The sequence below is a fragment of the Streptomyces sp. NPDC096013 genome, from assembly GCF_044763565.1.
Taxonomy (GTDB): Bacteria; Actinomycetota; Actinomycetes; order Streptomycetales; family Streptomycetaceae; genus Streptomyces.
Window position 1 is genome coordinate 203282 of sequence record NZ_JBIWGK010000014.1, and the last position, 18618, is coordinate 221899.

General features: G+C 72.2%; 6 protein-coding genes. All 6 read left to right on the forward strand.

Features of this window, described 5'->3' with window-relative positions:
- Window position 1 precedes the first annotated feature (1 nt).
- The 6 genes from ACIRB1_RS36360 to ACIRB1_RS36385 are packed head-to-tail and all read left to right on the forward strand — an operon-like array spanning window position 2 to window position 18236.
- Window positions 2-601, forward strand: coding sequence for a hypothetical protein (locus ACIRB1_RS36360; protein WP_352178783.1), 600 nt, complete (start codon window positions 2-4; stop codon window positions 599-601).
- Window positions 602-624: 23 nt separating this feature from the next.
- A complete protein-coding gene (locus ACIRB1_RS36365) occupies window positions 625-2871 on the forward strand; it encodes a hypothetical protein (RefSeq protein WP_403468513.1) in 2247 nt (748 codons plus the stop codon).
- 47 nt (window positions 2872-2918) lie between these two features.
- On the forward strand, window positions 2919-3350 hold the full coding sequence (locus ACIRB1_RS36370) for a YbaB/EbfC family nucleoid-associated protein (protein WP_403468514.1): 432 nt from the start codon (window positions 2919-2921) through the stop codon (window positions 3348-3350).
- Window positions 3343-3714, forward strand: coding sequence for a WXG100 family type VII secretion target (locus ACIRB1_RS36375; RefSeq protein ID WP_328826148.1), 372 nt, complete (start codon window positions 3343-3345; stop codon window positions 3712-3714). Before ACIRB1_RS36370 ends, ACIRB1_RS36375 begins: the two co-directional genes overlap by 8 nt.
- A gap of 7 nt (window positions 3715-3721) precedes the next feature.
- Window positions 3722-5146 carry a hypothetical protein gene (locus ACIRB1_RS36380; RefSeq protein WP_403468515.1) on the forward strand — a complete coding sequence of 475 codons (1425 nt, stop codon included), beginning with the start codon at window positions 3722-3724 and terminating at the stop codon, window positions 5144-5146.
- Between the two features lie 16 nt (window positions 5147-5162).
- The gene (locus tag ACIRB1_RS36385) at window positions 5163-18236 is read left to right on the forward strand and encodes a hypothetical protein (protein ID WP_403468516.1); all 13074 of its coding nucleotides are present in this window, start codon (window positions 5163-5165) and stop codon (window positions 18234-18236) included.
- Window positions 18237-18618 lie beyond the last annotated feature (382 nt).

An 18618-nucleotide genomic window follows, 5' to 3' on the forward strand; every position in this document is an offset into this window, starting at 1 on the left:
CATGACGGACGGCATAAGCGCCGAGAGCAACAGCAACAGCACCGGAAACGGCACTACGGGCGACAGCAACACGGGTGACCACCACTACCACGGCGGCACGGACGTCCTGCACGTCCCGGGCATCCTGAGCGACCTGCACCCCTTCGTCCCCCCGCCGGTGCCCGGCGGCGACGGCCACAACGGGACCTCGGTCAGCACCCCGTCGCTCGACCTGTTCGCCTCCAACATCGACCTGCTGATCCAGCCGGTACGCGACGTGGCCACCGCGCTGACCGATGTCTCGGTCGCACCGGGCGCCTTCTACCACGCCAACGTGATGCGTACGTCGGTCAACGGACCGAACGCCGACGCCGGTCTCAAGAAGAGTTACGGCGACGCTCTGGCGGCACTGGTCCGAGGTCTGACGGACCTGCGGGACGGGGTCAATGGGCTCAGCCACAAGTACGCCACGACCGAGGACGCCAACGGCATGACGGCCCAGGACCTCGCGGACGCCTTCACGACCACCACGGCCGACTTCAACACGGTGATGACGTCGAACGGCGGTACCGGCATGACAGGCAACACCGGTACCGGTAACCCGAACACCACCACCACCTAGGCGCGCTGCGCGGGAGAGCGAAAGTGCCGGACTACAACAGCGGTGGCTTCCATCAGGGCGAAGACGGGACGATCTTCGGCAACCCCGACGGCTCCTCCAACGGAAGCGTCACGGACTACGACAACTGGGACTGGAAGCAGATCAAGGCGGCCGTCTACGGCATGTCGTCCGGAGTCAGCACCGACGCCAACCTGGCGCACGCCCGGTCCATTGCCAACCCCCAGTCGCTCCTCGACGCGGCCAACGCCTTCTTCCACGTCCAGCGCATCCTGGAGGGCGTCACGAAGAGCCTGGTCGACCAGGCCAAGGCCCTGGCCGGCGACAACGGGCCCTGGGGCGGCAGCGCGGCCGACTCCTTCCTCACGATGATGACCAACTTCTCCCGCCAGGTGAAGGCCAACGCCGATGTCCTGTCCGGGGGTTCGACCGGCGACCACTCCGTCCCCCATCAACTGGCCAACAACGCGATCGCCTTCCAGAGCGCGCAGAACAAACTCGCGGAGATCGACGTCTGGTACGCCCATCAGGCCGTCCTGATGGGCGTCACCCCGATGTCGGACGGACTGATCCCGATCAGTCAGAAGCCCGAGCTGGTCGCGATGATGACCGACGACATGCGCGCCGTGCTGAAGAGCCTGGCGCACTCCTACCAGGTCACGACCGACGCGATCGTGAACCCGACCCCGGTGACCTCACCGACCAACAACCCGGACGGGTCGGGGAACGACGAAGGCCTCCCGGACCCGAACGCCGGTGTGAACGATCCCGGTCTCGGCGGGTCCGACGGTGGGATCGGCGACGGCATCGGTGACACCGGAAGCCTGTCGGACCTGTCCGGCTATCCCGACACGGGCCTGGACAGCGGAGCCGGTACCGGTGACGGCATCGGTGACGTCGGAGACCTCGCAGGCCTGGACGGGTCCGCCGACCCGACCGCCTTTCCCGGTGACCTCTCCGACCTCGGCGGGACCGGCCTCGACCCGTCCGCCCTCGACGGCACGGGACTCGGGGACCTCGGCCTCGACGGCCTGGACCCGTCGGCCATGGACAGCGCGCTGAACCCCCTCTCCTTCCCCGGACTCGGCAGCCTGGCCGGTCTCGGCACCGGCGGTCTGGGGTCCGAGGGAGAGAGTTCCCTCGGCGGCCTGTCCACGGCCGACCCGGCCGCCTTCGGTGACACCGGGCTCGGCGACGGCATCGCCGACGGCCTCACCGGCGGACTGGACAGCGGCCTCGGCGACGGCCTGTCCGCCGGCTCGCTCGCGCCCTCACAGCTCGCGACGTCTTCCGGGATGCCGTACATGCCGGGGATGGGCGGCTCAGGGGCCGGCGCAGGCGGTCAGACGGCCGAGCCGACGGACGCCTCCGGGCTGCTCGACGCGAGTGCGGACCCCTGGGACGGCGAGGAGATTCCCGGCGGCGACGAGGTCGGCTCGGAACTGGGCACGGCGGCCGGCGGCGAGGGCCTGGGCGCGGCCGGGATGCCCTATATGCCGGGAATGGGAGGTGCGGGCGCCTCCGGCGCGGGCCGGGACGGCACGAACGAACGTACCGACGCATCCGGGCTGCTCGACCCGAGCACCGAGCCCTGGACCGGCGACGACGAGGCCGGCGACGACGAGGCGGGCTCGGAGACAGGGGCTCTGCCCGGGGTGCCCTTCCTGCCCGGATTCGGTACGGCCGGACCCGGGACGAGCGGCGCCGCGACGCGTCGCACGGACGCCCGGAGCGGCGAACGTACGGGAGAGACGGGAGAGGCGGTCCCGGCGGAGGAAGGCACGACGGAAGAGGGCTCGGCGGAACACGGCGCGACCACGGCCGAGGCCCCGGTCGCGGTCGGGTCCGACGGCATGCCGTTGCCGGCTCCCGACAGCGTCGTAGCCCCGCAACCGTCGGCCGATGACGGCGAGGAGGACTTCTCCGCGTGGGAGGCCGGTGCGGGCGCGTTCGTACCGCTGCTGTGGGCAGTGCGCGGAGATCACGAGGGGGAGGCGGAGAACGTCGCGACGGCGCCGGGCGAGTCCGCTGAGCCGCGCAGTACGTGGCAGCCGGACCGCACCGGCGCCGTGGCGGTGGCCGGAGTGGGCACCGGCGCCCTGGGTGAGGCGTTCTGCGGCGACGGCGGCCCCGAGTTGGAGGAGTCGTCGGAGGAGACCGAGGAGCCCGAAGAGCCCGAGGAGGAGTCGGCACCCCGAGGCATCGCAGACCTGCTGGTCCAGCCGGAGAGCACCTGGGGCACCGCACCCGGCGACTCCGCCGCCACCCTCTGACCGGCCCACGCGTCTGCCCAACACTGCCTGAAAGGAGAGGAGTTCACATGCCCGGTCCGTACGACCAGCAGATCGAGGACCTGCTGGAGCAGTACCGCCGCCAGCGCGACGAGGCCGCCGAGACCCGGCGCCGGATCAACCAGACGACGTCGACCGTGACCGCCCCCCGGCAGACGGTGAAGATCACCGTCGGCGCCCAGGGGGAGGTCACCGCCATCGAGTTCCCCACCGGCGCCTACCGGCGGATGGCGCCCAAGGAACTGGCCGACGTGCTGCTCACCACCCTGCGGCAGGCCAGGGCCGAGGCGCTGGAGGGCGTCTCCGGCGTGCTCGCCGACCGGCTGCCGCCCGGGGTGACCGTGCCCGACCTACTCCAGGGCCGGGTCGACCCGGCCGCCGTACTGCCCGAAGACCCGGCCATGCCGGACTCCGTACGCGACTACGTGGACCACGGCTTCAAGGGAGGCCCCGATGAGTGACGGCACCTTCTCCGTCGACACCGAACGGCTTGAGCAGGCCGCCCCGCAGATGCAGGAGCTGGCCGGACGCATCAGGTCCATCGCGACGAAGCTCGACGGCCGCCTGGAGGCCCTCGGCGCGTGCTGGGGCGACGACGAGAGCGGACGTCAGTTCCTCGAGCAGTACGCCGAGCCCAAGCGGCAGCTCAGCGCCGGCATCACCGGCGCGGGCAACGTGCTCGACAGCACCGTCGACGGCGTCCGGACCATGGCCAGGGGATTCGCGCGGACCGAGGAACAGAACGTGGAGACCCTGCGCGCCGTCACACCCGCGGCCGACTCCGTGACGACGAGCGGCTCGTCGTCGCACCACACCCGGCGCTGAGCCCCGTATGAGCGTCGAGATGCCCCCCGAGCTGGCCTGGGTCGCCCGGCTCGCCGTCGGTCAGGCCTGGCCCAAGGGCGACGAGGACAACCTGCACGCCCTCGGCCAGGCGTGGAACGACGCGGCCCAGGAACTCAAGGGCATCAGCGGGCAGATCGGCGCGTCGGGCAACGGGGTCCTGGAGAGCGTGGGCGGGCAGGTCGCGGACGAGTTCCAGGCCTTCGTGACCCAACTGGAGTCCAGCCTCCCGGAGATGGCCGAGTCCGCGAACCAGTTGGGCAAGCTCGGCAAGCACACCGCCGTACAGGTCGAGTACTCCAAGTACATGATCATCGGCCAGCTCATCCTGCTGGCCGCGCAGATCGCGGAGTGGATCTTCTTCGCGCCCGAGGTCATCCCGCTGGCCATCACCGCCGCACGGGTCGCGGTGAAGATGATCCTGCGCCGGCTGCTCATCTCGGTCGCGACCGGCGTCGCCATGAACGTCGGCCTCGACGTCGCCGTCCAGACCATCCAGTTCCTCAAGGGCGACCGCACCGAGTGGTCCACCGACAACACCGTCTCCGCCGTGGTGTCGGGCGCCATCGGCGGCGCCGTGGGCGGCCTCTTCTTCGGCGTCGGCAGCGTCCTCGCACCGAAGTTCGCGCACTCGCTGCTCGGCAAGGGCCTCCTCGGCGCGGCCACCGGCATCGGCACCTCCGGGATCATGTACGGCGTCTACCACAGCGGGGAGGACGAGTTCGGCACGTCCATCAGCGCGGGTGCGCTGGGCGCGCTGGGCGGCGGAGGCAAACGGCGGTTCGGCGGCAAGGGCGACACGGTGACGGTGGACCCCGTCCACGTGAACCTGCCGAAGGCGCTGGAAATCGACCTGCCCGGAGTGGTGTCGGCCGCCAAGACCGACCTGCCCGGCACGGACACCTTCAAGGAACCGGCGGGGAGCACGGCGACGGCCGGCACGAACGGGACCGGACACACGACCGGTACCGCGGCCACGACCAGCACGGGCACCGCCACCGCCGGGATGGAGCAAGGTGCCTTCCGCACCGGCAGCTCCGCCGCCGTGCACGAGACGACCCATGCCGCGTCCACTCCGGTCACCGCCGGGCACGAGAACGGCCTGCCGGGATTCACCACCACCGTCATCTCCGCGTCGAACACGACGCCCAGCGCCGGTGGTTCGACCGTCACCCGCACCGGGACGGGCGGCGTCACACCGACCCGCGTCACGACGGGCGGCGGCAGCGCGGTAGGCACCGGCACCACGGCCGCGAACGTGGGCCGTCCTACGACCACCGGCGGTTCCGGCACCGCCACCCCCACCGTTTCCGCACGTCCGTCCACGGTGAGCACGGGCACCGACCGCGCCACCGGCGCCACTGGTCCGGCACCGTCTGTCCGTTCGGAGTCCGGCCCCTCCGTCGGCCGCTGATACACGTCCGTCGACGGTGAGCACCAGCACCGACCGCGGCACCGGCGCGACCGGCCCGGCGTCATCCGTCCGCGCGGAATCCGGCACTCCGTCAGCCGCTGACACGCGCACGCACGCCGGACCGGAAATTGCCGGGCCGACGGAGTCCACCGCCACCGCGAGTGTCACGGAACCCGAGGAGGGCGCCGGGGCCACCGCGCACGAAACCGCCGCCCCCGTAAGGGAGTCGGAGACCGCTGCGCCCGCCGGCCGACCCCGCCAGGAGGCCGCCGCGCCTGTCCCGGACCCCACCCCGCCCCCCGGCGGACACCCCGCCGGATCGGCGCCGCCCCCTCGGATGAAGCTCGACCGCACACCGCGCATCGTCGTCCGGTCCGCCTTCGAGGCCCGGCGGTTCCTGTACCGGGGCGAGCCGGTCACCGATCTGACGGTCAGGATCGCCTTCCGGAACGGCGGTGCAAGGCACGACACGGACTCGGTCTGGGCCAAGGTGACGGCCGGTGTCGAGGCGTACTTCAACGCGCCGGAGTACCACCTGCCCGGCCCGGACCACCGTCCAGGTACCGGTGACCGGCTGCATGTCACCGTGGTGCGTGCGACGCCCGGCGAGGAGGCGCACCTGACGGTCGACCTCGTCGACGGCGACGGGGTCATGGACCAGCGCAGATGGCGGACGGACGCGGAGCCCATCGTGTACGCGCACGAGCTGGGGCATCAGGTGCTCAACCTGCGTGACGAATACCGTGACCAGGCTGTGCCGCACCGCCCCGATGTCAAGGGCGGTCTGATGGGCGACTTCCACACCGCATCGCCCGAGGGGCTGCGCAGGGGCGGCCTGGGTGACCGCCATCTACAGCTGAGCGCCGCCGTCGTCGGTGACCTCCGCCTTGAGCACCCGGGACTTTCGCACGACGCCGAATGGGAACAGGTGCGCCTCGCCGCGACGCCCCACAAGCGCGCTCACACCTGGGTCGACCCGGTCTCCGAGCCCTCGCGCTATGAGCCGCTCGACGGCCCCGGGGAGAAGGCGTCGGCGGATGTGGAACCGCGCACCACGACCGCGGCGGACCTCGCCAGTGCGCTCAAAGCCGCCCTGGACAGGCGGCAGCAGCAGGACTCCGACGAGGAGGTGGAGTCGGAGTGGAGCGAGGCGGAGAGTGACACGCCGGCCAGGCGTGTCCCCACCGCTCTGCCCGGACCGTCCCGTTGGATGGGCGCGGCCCCCGCACCGGCTCCGGCCCACGACACGGCGGGGCACGGCAACGGGACGGACGCCTGGGCGGGGAGCCCGGACCGTTCCGCGTCGCCCGAGCCCGAGGAGCTGACGGGTCACACCGACGCCACCGGACAGCAGACGGAGGCGGACGAGGCGCCAGTGCCGCCCCCGTCCGTACCGCTGCTGGAGGCGTTGCCCGCCGGGCCGTTCGAGGCACACACCCTGTGGTCCGACGAGCCCTCCTTCCCCCTCGGGCTGGTCGTGCACGAGGACCGGTCCCAGAAGATCGTCACGTTGCCGGCGGCCTACTCGCACGAAGGCGATGCGACGCGCCTCCCGACGGACGGCGAGAGAGGCAACGAGGATCTCTGGGCATTCCGGAACAGGGCCCATGAGGCCATGGCGCGTGCGGCAGACCACCGGCTTCGCCTGATCACCGAACGCGCGCAGGAGGTCATCGGCTCGAAGGAGACGAGCGTTCGGGAACGAGAGCGCGCCGTGCGCCTGCTGAAGACCGAGAGGTCCCTGAAGGGCGGCGGTTGGAGGCCCGAGTACCGCAGCGAGTTCCTCCGCGTACAGATGCTGATGGGGGAGAGCGACTTCCTGGACCAGCTGCCGCCGGAGTTGGTCGTGAACGAGCAATGGGGGGACCGCACCGGGGGCGACGCGGACGCCGTCACGTCGTGGGCCCTGGTCTCCCCTGACGATCCGATGGGACGGATCGGCGGTTCGCTGGGTGGCCCGCACGGCGTGTCGGCGCGGTTCCACACCTGGCTGAACGAGAACGGCGGCGACAGCGACTGGCTCGCCGACTGGGCCACCGGCCAGTCGGCAGGCTCCAACACCAGGCCGGCGCAGCGCTTCAAGGTGCTGATGAGCCATTTCCGTCCGGCACGGGGTGAGGGCGGCTTCTACATGGCTCGCCTGGACGGCCCGCGGGTGAAGGACGACGAGGCCCACTTCCCGGGTCAGGACGACCCGATGCCGGTACTGAACTTCGGCCCGGAATACGTGCGGAGCATCGTGGCCCAGCACGTCTTCACCCACGAGATCCTCAACCGGGTGAAGATGCCGAACGTGGACCCGGGGCGAGGCGTCGTCCGACTCCTGCGCCTGGACAAGCGATCCGTCGTCGACGAAACGAACAACGGGCACCCGCCGGACATCGGCGCCGAGATCAATCTGCGGCGCGGGCCCGCGGATTCGTACAGCCTGCTGGCACCGTACAAGGACCAGAACGACACCGAGAACCACACGCTGGGAGCGTTCTGGGTCACCTCGCAGGAGATCCCGCTGCACCAGGTCTTCGGAACGTACCTCCAGCGCAGGGCACCGATCCCCGACGAGCCCGAACACACCCTCTTCCTGTACGAGACCGAGAACGAGTTCCTCGCGATGTCGGACGATGTGAAGGCCGTCTTCTACGGAACGGACCTGCCGCCCGTGCTGAACGTGACCCGTGAGGCGTCCGCTCCGCGCTCCGACGAGTTCGTCCCCCGTGCCCCGGTGGCCGACGGAACCAGCCGCCGGACGAGCCCGTCGAGCTCTTCGGACGCCCTGCCGCATCAGGCACTGCATCAGGCACCGCCCTCCGCGCACGCGCCGTCGGACACGGACGCGGACCTGGCAGCCGGCTCCTCGCGGACGGTGGCCCCGTCCGTGGCCCGGTCGCAGTACGGGATGCCGGAGAAGAACTTCGACAGGTTCAGGGATCTGGCGCGGACGCGCAATCTCGTCATCGACGTCCGGCCGACGAACACGGCCGCCCCGGCATGGCTCGATCAGGGGAAGCTGCCGAAGCCCAAGGACATCAAGGCGAAGTCCGTCAACGACCTGGACGTGCTGCTGGGTGCGAAGGCCGAACACCGCGGTCTGATCGGGTACTTCGAGCCGGTCCGGCCCGAACGCGGGAACCTCGACGACCTGACGTGGGAGCGGCTCGAAAGACGGTTCGCGCAGCGCGCCGAGGAGTTCGAGACACTGGCACCGGTGATGGCCCGCCTCGTGGCCGAGGACCGGTTCAAGGTCGAGGACGGCCTGGTGTACGGCCGGAACGGTCAGGACGAGTGGACCGAGATCACCGGCGATCACGACGTCTTCGACATCAACACGCCGGGCGGCACCCGGCTGGCGGGGGAGCCGTACGACGAGGTCGTCAACACCATGGTGACCACCGACATGGCCGTCATGCACGGCGCGCACATGGACTGGGAGCCGACCACGCCCTTCAGCAAGGGCATCTTCAGCAAGATCGTGGAGTCGCACCAGGAGGGCGGCGAACCCCTCCTGCGCTTCCGTCCCGGCATCAACGACGCCGAACTCGTCCATGCCCCCGCGGAGTTCCTCATCAAGGGCCCGCAACCGGCGCGGCCCGACGAGCCCGGCACCCGGCACGACGGCTCGCCTCTCCCACGCCCCGACATCGCCCCCGCGCGTTCCGGCTCCGTCCTTCGGCCCGCCGAGGAATCCGTTCCGCGACCGGCCGGGCCGTCCGTGTCCACGGCCGCCGAGTCCGCGACCACCCTCGCCGAGCCTTCGCTGGTCCGCTCCGGCGCGCCGGTCACGCACACGTCGTCGCACCCCCGTGTCGAACAACCCGCCCTGCGCGCACCGGAGTCCGAGCCGGCGCCCGGTGCGCGCCTCGGCCACCCCGAGGCGCTGCCCGAGGTACGGCCCGGGACACCGCCCGCCCGGGACCCCCTCGCGGATCACCTGGCAGAGCCTTTTGCGGAACCTCACACGGAGCCGCCCGCTGAGCAGGTCAAGCCCGCGGCTCCGGTCAAGGCCGCGGAGGCGGAGCCGAAGACCGTGGAGCCGGAGGGAGACCCGCTGTCACCGCCTCCGCCCGTCGACCACCAGCACCGGGCCGGTGACCCGGAGCCCGCGGACCTTCCCGCGCCGCCGCCCGAGCCGCCTGGCCCGCCCGCTCGGCTGGGCGGCCGGCACCAGCGGTCGCTGGCCGGCATCCGGATCACCGACGCCCCCGGCCCCGACGCCCTGCGCGCACAGGTGGTGGCGTCCCTGCCCGCCGCGCACCGCACCGACCGCCAGGTCGTCCAGAAGCTCGACGTCGAGTTCGATCCGGCCACCTTCCGCACCCGGCACGAGCAGATGGTCAACGGCGGCTGGCGCTTCCAGCTCCGGGCGGGCGGCGCCCTGCACGACGTGGTCCTCACGGCCCGCCCCGGACCCTGGCTGCTGCGCGCGGACCAGGCACCGGCCGAGGAGAAGGAGGGAAAGACCTTCGACCGGTCCGCCGGGGCCAAGCGCGTGGCCGAGCCGAGGAAGACCGCGCTGACCACCTCGAAGGCGGGCCTCGACCTGGCACCGACCGTGATCCTCCCGGACGGTTCCGGGGGCGACCGGCTGGGCCTGATCACCCCTTCCATCAAGGCGGGCGGCAGCACCCACGCGACCGACACCTCGGTGAACACTGGCACCGAGACGGGCACCAAGACCTCGCTCACCGGCCCCACCGACACCTATGTCTCCGCCTTCCACTACGAGTCGACCGTCACCGGCCCCGACGGCCGCCCGCGGCCTCGCCCCGCCGGCGCGCCGCTCATCGCCGACGTGACCGCCGAGGTCACCCGCACGGACCCGGCCCCCGCGGACGGTCGTGCCGCCCGCTGGAACGGCTGGGAGAGCGACCACCCCGACCGTGCGCAGGGCAGCCCGCTCGACATCACCGGGCTGGACGCACTGCACGAGGATGTCTTCCGCTTTCTGCCCGACGAGCGCGGCCCCAACGGCACCGCGCACAACGACATCCTGGAGTTCCTGTCCCCGAAGAACGTCGTCGACGGATTCGAGCACGCCGCCGGCTGGGGTCTGACCTCCAAACGGCTCGACCTCAGCGACCGCGGACACGCCTGGCTCCGGCTCACCCTGGAACCCGGCGCGTCGACACGCGAGGGCACGGTCGCCGACAAGGACACCGTCACCAGCGCGGAGACCGGCGAGCACGCCACGGGCCGCACCGACACCTCCGGCTGGGGCCTCGGTCTGAACGGCGGCGGCGCACGACGGGTGTGGCAGAGCAGCACGACGAAGGAGTCGTCCTGGCTGACGGCCACCGGCGGCTACTCCTACGCGTACAGCCAGGCCCACCAGGAGAAGGGCAAGCAGACCTTCTCCCTGGAGCGGAGCCTGGAGCACCAGGGCACGGGCGACCTGGTCAGGACGGACGTACGGTTCCGGCTCGAAGTACTCCGCGAGCGGCTCTCCCCGGGCACCGACGGCCTGCACGCGGTCCGTGCGGAACCCACCCCCGCGCCCGCCCGTGACGAGGCCCCGCGCGACGCGGAGAATCCGCCCGCCCCACGCACCGGCACGGTCGTCCGGGTCGTTCACCACCCGTCCGCACCCGCCGCGGACGCCCCCGGGAGCCGCACTCCCGCCCCGGCCGCCGACAGCCTGCGGCGACCCCTGACCGCCGCGCGCACCGCCTTCGTCGACCTGCCCGGCGCCCGGCAGTTGGAGCGGCACATCACCGACCGGCTGCACGAACTGGCCCCCGGCACCCTGCCACCGCCCGACGGCGCGGCGGCGGGACGGATCACTCCGCAGGCCATGGAGAACCAGCGCCTGCTGCGCGAGCGCCTCTCCCGGTCCGGGCTGCGCGCCGACGGCGGACAACTCCTCGACGGCACCTTCCGCATCACCCTGGACACCTCTCACCTGCCGGGGCTGCCCGGTCGTACGTACGAGGTGGTCGTGCGGGCCGACATCGGCGCGGGCCGCCACGACGGGGCGGCGGGCACCGCGAAGGACACGGTGGTGCGCGGCCATGCCGCCGACAAGGCGGTGACCCGGGGCAGCAAGCACACCCTGGGCTTCGCGGGCAATCTGCGCCGAGCGCTGAACCCGCCGGACACCGTCCGGGCGTTCGGCAACCTCGGTTTCGACGGCTCCTACGGCCCGTCCCGGCAGACCGTCGCGTCCGGTGAGACCCAGGCCAAGCGGACGTTCCAGCACAAGGGGCCCGCGGACGCCTTCAGTTACCCCGTGACGTACCGGGTCCTGGTCGCCCCGCACCGGGAGGGAACCCCGCACAGCACCCTGCCCGCCGAACGCCCGGCCCCCGGCCAGGGACCGGACACCGTGCGCGAGGTGCCCCTCGCGGGCGACGACAGGCTGCGGGTCGAGGTGCGCCGGTCGGAGCGGTCGGCCTCCGCACCCCGCCATCTGCGGCCTGCCCGGCTGCCGCAGTCGCACGCCGTCACCCATGTCACCGACGAGGCCGGCTTCCAACGGCAGGCGCGGGCCGCGCTGGAGGCCGCGTACCGGTCCCGTGAGCCCGATGTCGAACCACCGCGGGTCCCCGAACTCGACGAGACCGTGACGTCACTGGCCGGCCGCGCCCAGCTGCCCGGTCTGGTGTCCGCCTCGCACTCCGGCTGGGCCAACACGCTCGACCGGCACGTCGGCACCGGGCGGGCCCCCGACACCGTGGGCCTGTCGGTGCGCACCAGGCTGATCGACCTGCACTACGAGGAGACGCTGTCCGGGGACAACACCCTCGACCTGGAGCTGAAGGCGAGCGGAGCCACCACCGTCGCCGACCAGACGTCGTCGTCCCTCAAGGGCAGCCTCGGACCCGACTTCGGTCTGTTCCCCGAGACCGCGACCGGCGCGCTGACCACCACGTTCCAGGTGCGCGGCGGCGGCAAGGGCAAGATCGGGCGCCAGTGGGACCAGGCCGACACCCTCAAGCAGCAGACCGCCACCACACGCAAGGTCAGCCACACCGGAACCTGGCACGTCTACCGCGCCACGGCCGAGGTGAGCATCGCCGGACGCCTCACCGAGGCGTCCGGAGCCTCGCACGTGGGCCGCCCGATCCGTCACCACCACGACCTCCACGTCCTCCTCTCCGACGAGGACGTGACCCGCCTGCGCGGCGCGGCCCTCACCGACCCGGCCGCCCTGCCTCCGGAGCGCCGTGCCACCCTGCTGGACCTCGGCATCTCGGGCGGCGCCCTGGTGGAGCTGGCCGGCACCGATGCCGTCCTCCAGGAGATCGACCGGCAGTTGCGCGGGCCGGACGCCGGCACCGTCCCGCTCTCGGCCCTCCCGTTCGCCGACACCTACTCACCGGACACGCTCGCCGCCCGGTACGACGAACTCGTCGGCCCCGGCATCCTGGAACGGCACGTCGAGGTGACGCGCGCCGGACACGTCGTCACCGAGGTCCTGGTGCGCGGGATCACCGACGGCTGGCGCGACGACGGTTCCCGCTCGGATCGCCCCCTGACCCGTGACGTCACCGCCGCCCACACCGTCAAGGGCAAGGCCGGCGCCAAGAACAGCCTCGGCGTCGAGGCCAACCTGAGGGCCTCCGTGCGCCCCCCGGCGGTGCCCCACCTCAACTCGATCTCCATCACCCCCGCCGCCGGACTCGAAGGCGGCCGGGGCAGCAGCGCCGAATCCGGCGTGACCACCACCGTCGGCCACAAGACGTCCGGCTACGGCGACACCAACGCCCGGTTCACCACCGGCCTGAGCTACGAGGTGACGGTCACCCGGCGCACCGAGACGGGCCGCTTCGTCCACCTCCCGGAGGAGCCGCGGACCATCGGTCCCTACGGCGCGAGCGCCTGGGTGCCCGAGTCCCTCACAGAGAGCGCGACCGCCCCGCCCCACCCGCACGCCCCCGGCGACGCCCCCCGCCCCGCCCCCTTGGCCGAGCACCCCTTCGCCATCGAGCTCGACCCGAGGCCCGGAACGGGCCCGGCCGAGCGCGCCGGCTGGCACAACGCCCTGCGCGAGGGGCACGACCTGGTCGGCTTCGACAACGCCAAGTCCCTGCGCGACACCGCCGTCCAGATCCAGGCGACCCCACGCCCCTGGGGCGACGGAGTGCTCGGACACCTGGGCTCGTACTACTCGTGGGCTCTCTCCCAAGGGGCGGACCTGACCCGGTGGGCGGCTCGCTCCACCCTGCCCGCGCAGCTGACCGACACCGCCTCCCGCTTCGTGGACACCTTCACGGCCGATCCCCGGCTGGGACACGAGCACGATCTGAGCCAGGAGCAACGCCTCTCCCTGGAGGAGCAGTTCGCGATCCGGCAGGTGTTCTCCGGGCAGTCGCTGCCCGCCCTGTTCCACCGGCTCAACACGCCGGGCGCCGAGTACCGGGTGCCCGGAACCTCGGTCGCCCTGTCGATGGAGGCCATCGGGCCCCCGCAGGAGGTCGGCCACCGTGACACCGCCGACGACGAACTCTCCGTCGCCGTCACGGGCGAGTCCGCCACCGCCGCCACCAACACCTACAACTGGTCCGTCTCCCCGCTCGACCTCGCCGTCCTCACCGAGGACCCGGTGGGCAGCATCCCCCTGTCCACCGCGCGCATGACCCGGGACGCGACCTTCGACTCCACCCGCCCCGTCACCCGTGCACCCGGCACACCGAGCAGGCCCACCCCCAACGTGGAGCCGCCGCACGGCATCGCGGCCACGGAACCCGGCAAGGCCAAGCTCACCGGCGCGGCCTCGCTGATGCGCCAGCCCGTCAGATTCACCGTCCGAGCCCACGACGACTCCGGCCCCTACGGCACCCCGCGCACCGTCACCGGCCACGTCTTCCACTGGACGACACCCCGCGACCGGGCCACACCGTCGGCGTCGGCGTCGGCGTCGGCGTCGGCGTCGGCCTCGGCGTCGGGTTCGGGTTCGGCGACCGCGTTCGCTTCGGGGTCGACTCGCCGTCCGGGCGCGTCGTCGGCTTCAAGCTCGGTGGTCCCGCCGACTCCGGCATCGGCTCGCCGTACCGCTGCCTCGTCGGCCTCAAGTTCTGTCGACCGGTTGCCCCTTGGCGTACCGCGCCGTCCCGCCGCCTCGTCCCACGCCGGCTCCCTGCACCGCCCCGGTGTTCCGTCCCCTCTCGGCGCGTCCCGCCGTCTCGACGCTCCGTCTCCTTCCGGATCCACGCACAACTCCGATACCCCGTCCCCCCTCGGCCCGCCCCGCCGCGCACCCGCCGCCGCTCCAACCTCCCGCCTCTCTCCGCCCAACTCCCGCCCCACAGAGGCCACCTCTTCCGAATCGGCCTCCCGTGTGTCTCGTCCGGCCGAAGCCAGCTCTCCCGAGTTCGTCCCCCGCGCCCCCCGCCCCGGTGCCGTGCCAGCCGCACCGCACCCCTCCCACACCGAGCCCACGGCCACCGCCCACACCGAGCCAATGGCTCCTGCCGCCGCGCCCGCGCTCACACGCGGCATCGCGTTCTCCGCCGAGGACGTCACCACGCCCGGCCCCGCCGAGACCGCCCACGTCGGCGCGCTGGCCGCCGAGGTGGCGGACGATGCGGTACGGCGGGTGGCGAGCGGGCTCGGCCTGCCGGCGGTTCTGGTCACCGGGCACGGCACCGCATCCGTATCCGGCCTGCCCCACTTCGGCAGGGCGGTCCAGGTCGGCGCCGAGCGGGCCGAGAGCGTCCGCGCCCTCTTCGCACGGCGACTCGACGCCCACCTGCGGGACCTGGGCTCCCCGCTGACGTCGGACGCGTTCACGATCACCGCCGAGTCCCGTGGCCCGGACCTCCCGCACGGCACGGACCAGGACACTCCGGAGGCCCGCCGCCGGGCGGTCATCACGGTCACCCACCCCCAGGCCACGGAACACGAGCCGTCCGTCGCCGGCGAACATCCGGCGGACCACGGCACGGCGTCCCCCGTTCCGTCCCGCGCGGCGCAGGCCCCCGCATCCGCCGCACCGCCCGCAGACGGACGGCCGCCCCTGCGCCCCGAGCAGTGGCGAGCCCGGCGCGCGCAAGCTGCCTGGGCCGTGCTCAGGACCGAGCAGTACGACCCCGCCCGCGACCCCCTGGCGGACCGCCCCGGTCCCGGGCTGCTGGCCGGACGAGACGTCGTGGTCCGCGCGGCCGTCGCCCGGATCCAGGCGGACGACGGCCGCTGGGTCCGCAACCTCTCCCTGCACCTCCCGGTGCGCTTCGGCCACGGATTCGGCCCCGCTGACCTGGCCTCCTACCGCGAACGGCTCCAGTCGCTGCTCGACACCCACGTCAACGACGGGCGCCGACTGCCCGGCTCGGGCGACCAGTTGCACATCGACGTGGACCTGGAGCACCGCCCGGACCATCCCGAGGCCGTCGAGATCAGCCGGAGCGAAGCGCCGCTGAGCGCGTGGGACCAGTTCACCTTCCCGCTGGGCGATCACGAAGGCGTCCGGGACGATGCCCGCGCCCTCCACGAACTACTGCACTACAGCGGTCTGCCCGACCGCTACCACGACGTCACCACGCTCTTCCGCCGCCTCGAAGGGCAGACCGACCGGACCGGCCTCATGGCGGACATAGACACCATCGACGTACCCGACACGTACCTTCGGACGATCGCCGAGGTCACCGAATCGGGGCCGGTCCTGCGTGACCTGCCGTACACCGGCGAGGACGGGAAGCTGGGCGTCGCCGCGCCGGGGCTGACCGGAGCCGCCGCCCGAGAGGCACTGCTCGCGGTGGAGACAGATACGTCGGCCCCGGCCCGGCCCCCCGCCGCCGCGCCGTTCGCCGGCCTCTCCGACGCGGAGGTCAGGGAGCTGACCCGTCAAGTCTGGGGCGAGGCAACCGAGTTGACCGGCGGTGGCCGGAACTGGCGGGGCATCGGGCGGCCCGCGTTCGACCCCACCTACTACCACGTCCAGCAGGACGGCGGGGAACGGACACGGCACGCCATGCCGTGGGCCGAGGGCTCCTACGTCGTCCTGGCCCGGGCCGGAAACGGCCACATCACCCTGGAGACCCCGGGCGGAAACTTCCGGCTGGAGCACGTCGAGGACTTCGTCCACCTGTTGGTGAACGATCCGCACCGTCCGCCGGAGGCCGACATCGTGCTGGCCGTGCGCGGCCTCTCACCGGACGGCTTCGGCCTTCCGGAAGCCGTTTCCGCCGCCACGGGCAACCGAGTCTGGTCACCGTCGGGCGGGGACGTCGACCTGACCCGGGTGGTGAGCGGGAAGGTGAAGATGGAGCGTCTCCGACTGTCCGGCCGCGACCCGCACTGGGCCGCGACCCCCTCGGTGGCGGCCCCCGACCCCTTCGCGCACCTGCGGCCGCAGCGCCTGACCACCGACGATTACTCCGTCCGGTTCACCGACGACGCGGCCGTGCTCTTCCACCGGCTGCCCGCGACGCAGTTCACGGCCGACCCTGTCGACTCCGGGGCGGCTCCGCTGTACCTGCCCACCCAGGAACTCGGCATGGTCCCCGTCAGGGACTTTCCCACGATCCACGTCTCGCAGGATCACACGCTGGCCATCGACGCCGGCGGGCTCAGCCAGCACGCGTACGCCACCGAGCAGGCCGTCGACCAGGCCAACGCCAAGCTGGCGGCCGCGGGCAGCAGCGTGCGGCTGAAAGCCGATCCGGAGATCTCCCTCACCTTCACCCGGGGCGACACACTGCCCACTCCGCCGCTCCTTCAGGTCACCCCGCAGTTCCTGACCCGGTCCAAGAAGTCCGAGGAGGAGACCTGCCGCGACTTCGCGCAGATGGTGTCCGGCCAACTCCGGGCCTCGCACGTGGTGTTCAGGGTGCCGGGACGAGTCTCGACCGGCCGGATCAGCGCCCTGGACACAGCCGAGGTCACCGGCACACACCACCTCGCCCAGTCCCTGGCCGAGGTCGCCGACGGGCTGACCGACCCGGCCGTCACCGGCCCCTCCTGGGCGGCCGCGCAGATCGCCCGGGACAACCGGGGCGTCGGCGGTCAGGGCGGCGCACCGCTGCCCGGACGGGAGTACGGCAGTGCGCTCAGCTACGAGTACGTCGACGACCCGCGCCGCGACGCCGTGACGCGGGCGGCGCGGCAGACCGGGATCAACGAGGGAGCCTGGGCCGAGGTCGGCGAGGGCTACCTGGTCCAGTCGATCAGCGCGGCCGACCCCGAGGGAAAGCCGACCCTGGCGGTCAACTACGCCAAGCCCACCGCGAGCAACAGCTCGCACTTCGGCTACCACTTCGCGACCGTCGTCCTGGCCAGCGAGGACGGCCAGTCCCAGCTCACCCTGGAGAACCACGCCCGGGTCAGCAGGAACAAGGCGGAGATGAACGCCGCCGTCGAGGCGAACCTGCGCAGCACCGCTCCCCGTCTGCGCGCGCTCGCCACCCGGCTGCGCGAGCGCGCGCGCTTCGCCGAACGGGTGGGAGCGGACCCGGCGTGGCAGGACGCACTCAAGTCCAGGGCCCGGCTCGCCGAGTTGTTGGTCACCGCGAGGGAGGCCCGCGACCGGGGCGCCCCCGAGGAGGAGCAGAACCGCACGTTCCAGCAGGCCGCCAGAGCCGTGCCGCAGGCCGCCTCCATGATCGACGGAAAGCACCAGTGGTACTTCCGTTCGTACAGCAGACGCCCCGGGGAGTCGATGCACGAGTCCCACGCGGAACTGCTCTCCGACGACCACGCCTCGGCCGAGGCGAATCCGCTCACCTTGGTCGTCCTCCACGGCCACGCCGTGTCCGCGCCCGAGCACCGTTTCATCCCGTTCGAGGAGTCCGGCGCACTGGCGGACAGCGCGGGCTACAAGCTCGACCATCTCGCCGAGCACATCGTCCGCACCGGCCTCTGGAACCTGGCACACGGGCTGCGGCTGCCGTCCGTCAGGCTGGCTGGCCACGGCGGCGGCGCGACGAACCTCGACCGTGACCTCACCATGGCCGGCAGGATCCGCGACGAACTGCGCAGTCGCATCGCCACCCTCCTCCACGACCGTGGCGCGACCACCACCGCCGACGCCTTCACGATCAACATCGCCGCCGCCGTCCACCGCGCCGACCACCAGACCCGTAGCCCTCAGGTCACGTTCGAGGTCGACCACTGGCGCAACCTCCAGGACGACGACGCCGCGTCTCAGGACCGGTGAAGCCGGACGCGGAAAACGGTGACCGGCCCAGGATTCACGGGATTCACTCGTGTGGCGTTCCGTGCATCGCCGCGTCCCCTCCCGGACAAAAATGCCCGCGCTGTGGCTTCCTGGCCCCGTCCACCAGCGGATGCGCGCGTGGCGTAAAGGATCAGTGAAGAACCGTTGAGGGCCTCGGACGGAGGGGCGTTCGGCTCGTTTGCTTGATGTGAAGGGAGCCGTTCTTCGGCCGGCGGGCGTACATCAAGCCCACCGAAGCGTAGGCAGGGTGAGGTTGCTCAAAGAGGGACCGGCCAGCGCCCCTCATCGGAGCACCGCATCTGCGGTGTGTCCGCTGATTCCTGCGCTTTTCGTACTACAGCTGTCCACGGGGGAACCATGA

Bases quoted from the DNA above. Each gene is read 5' to 3' on its own strand.
- ACIRB1_RS36360 (WP_352178783.1), top strand. From the start codon at position 2: ATGACGGACGGCATAAGCGCCGAGAGCAACAGCAACAGCACCGGAAAC.
- ACIRB1_RS36370 (WP_403468514.1), top strand. From the start codon at position 2,919: ATGCCCGGTCCGTACGACCAGCAGATCGAGGACCTGCTGGAGCAGTAC.
- ACIRB1_RS36375 (WP_328826148.1), top strand. From the start codon at position 3,343: ATGAGTGACGGCACCTTCTCCGTCGACACCGAACGGCTTGAGCAGGCC.
- ACIRB1_RS36380 (WP_403468515.1), top strand. From the start codon at position 3,722: ATGAGCGTCGAGATGCCCCCCGAGCTGGCCTGGGTCGCCCGGCTCGCC.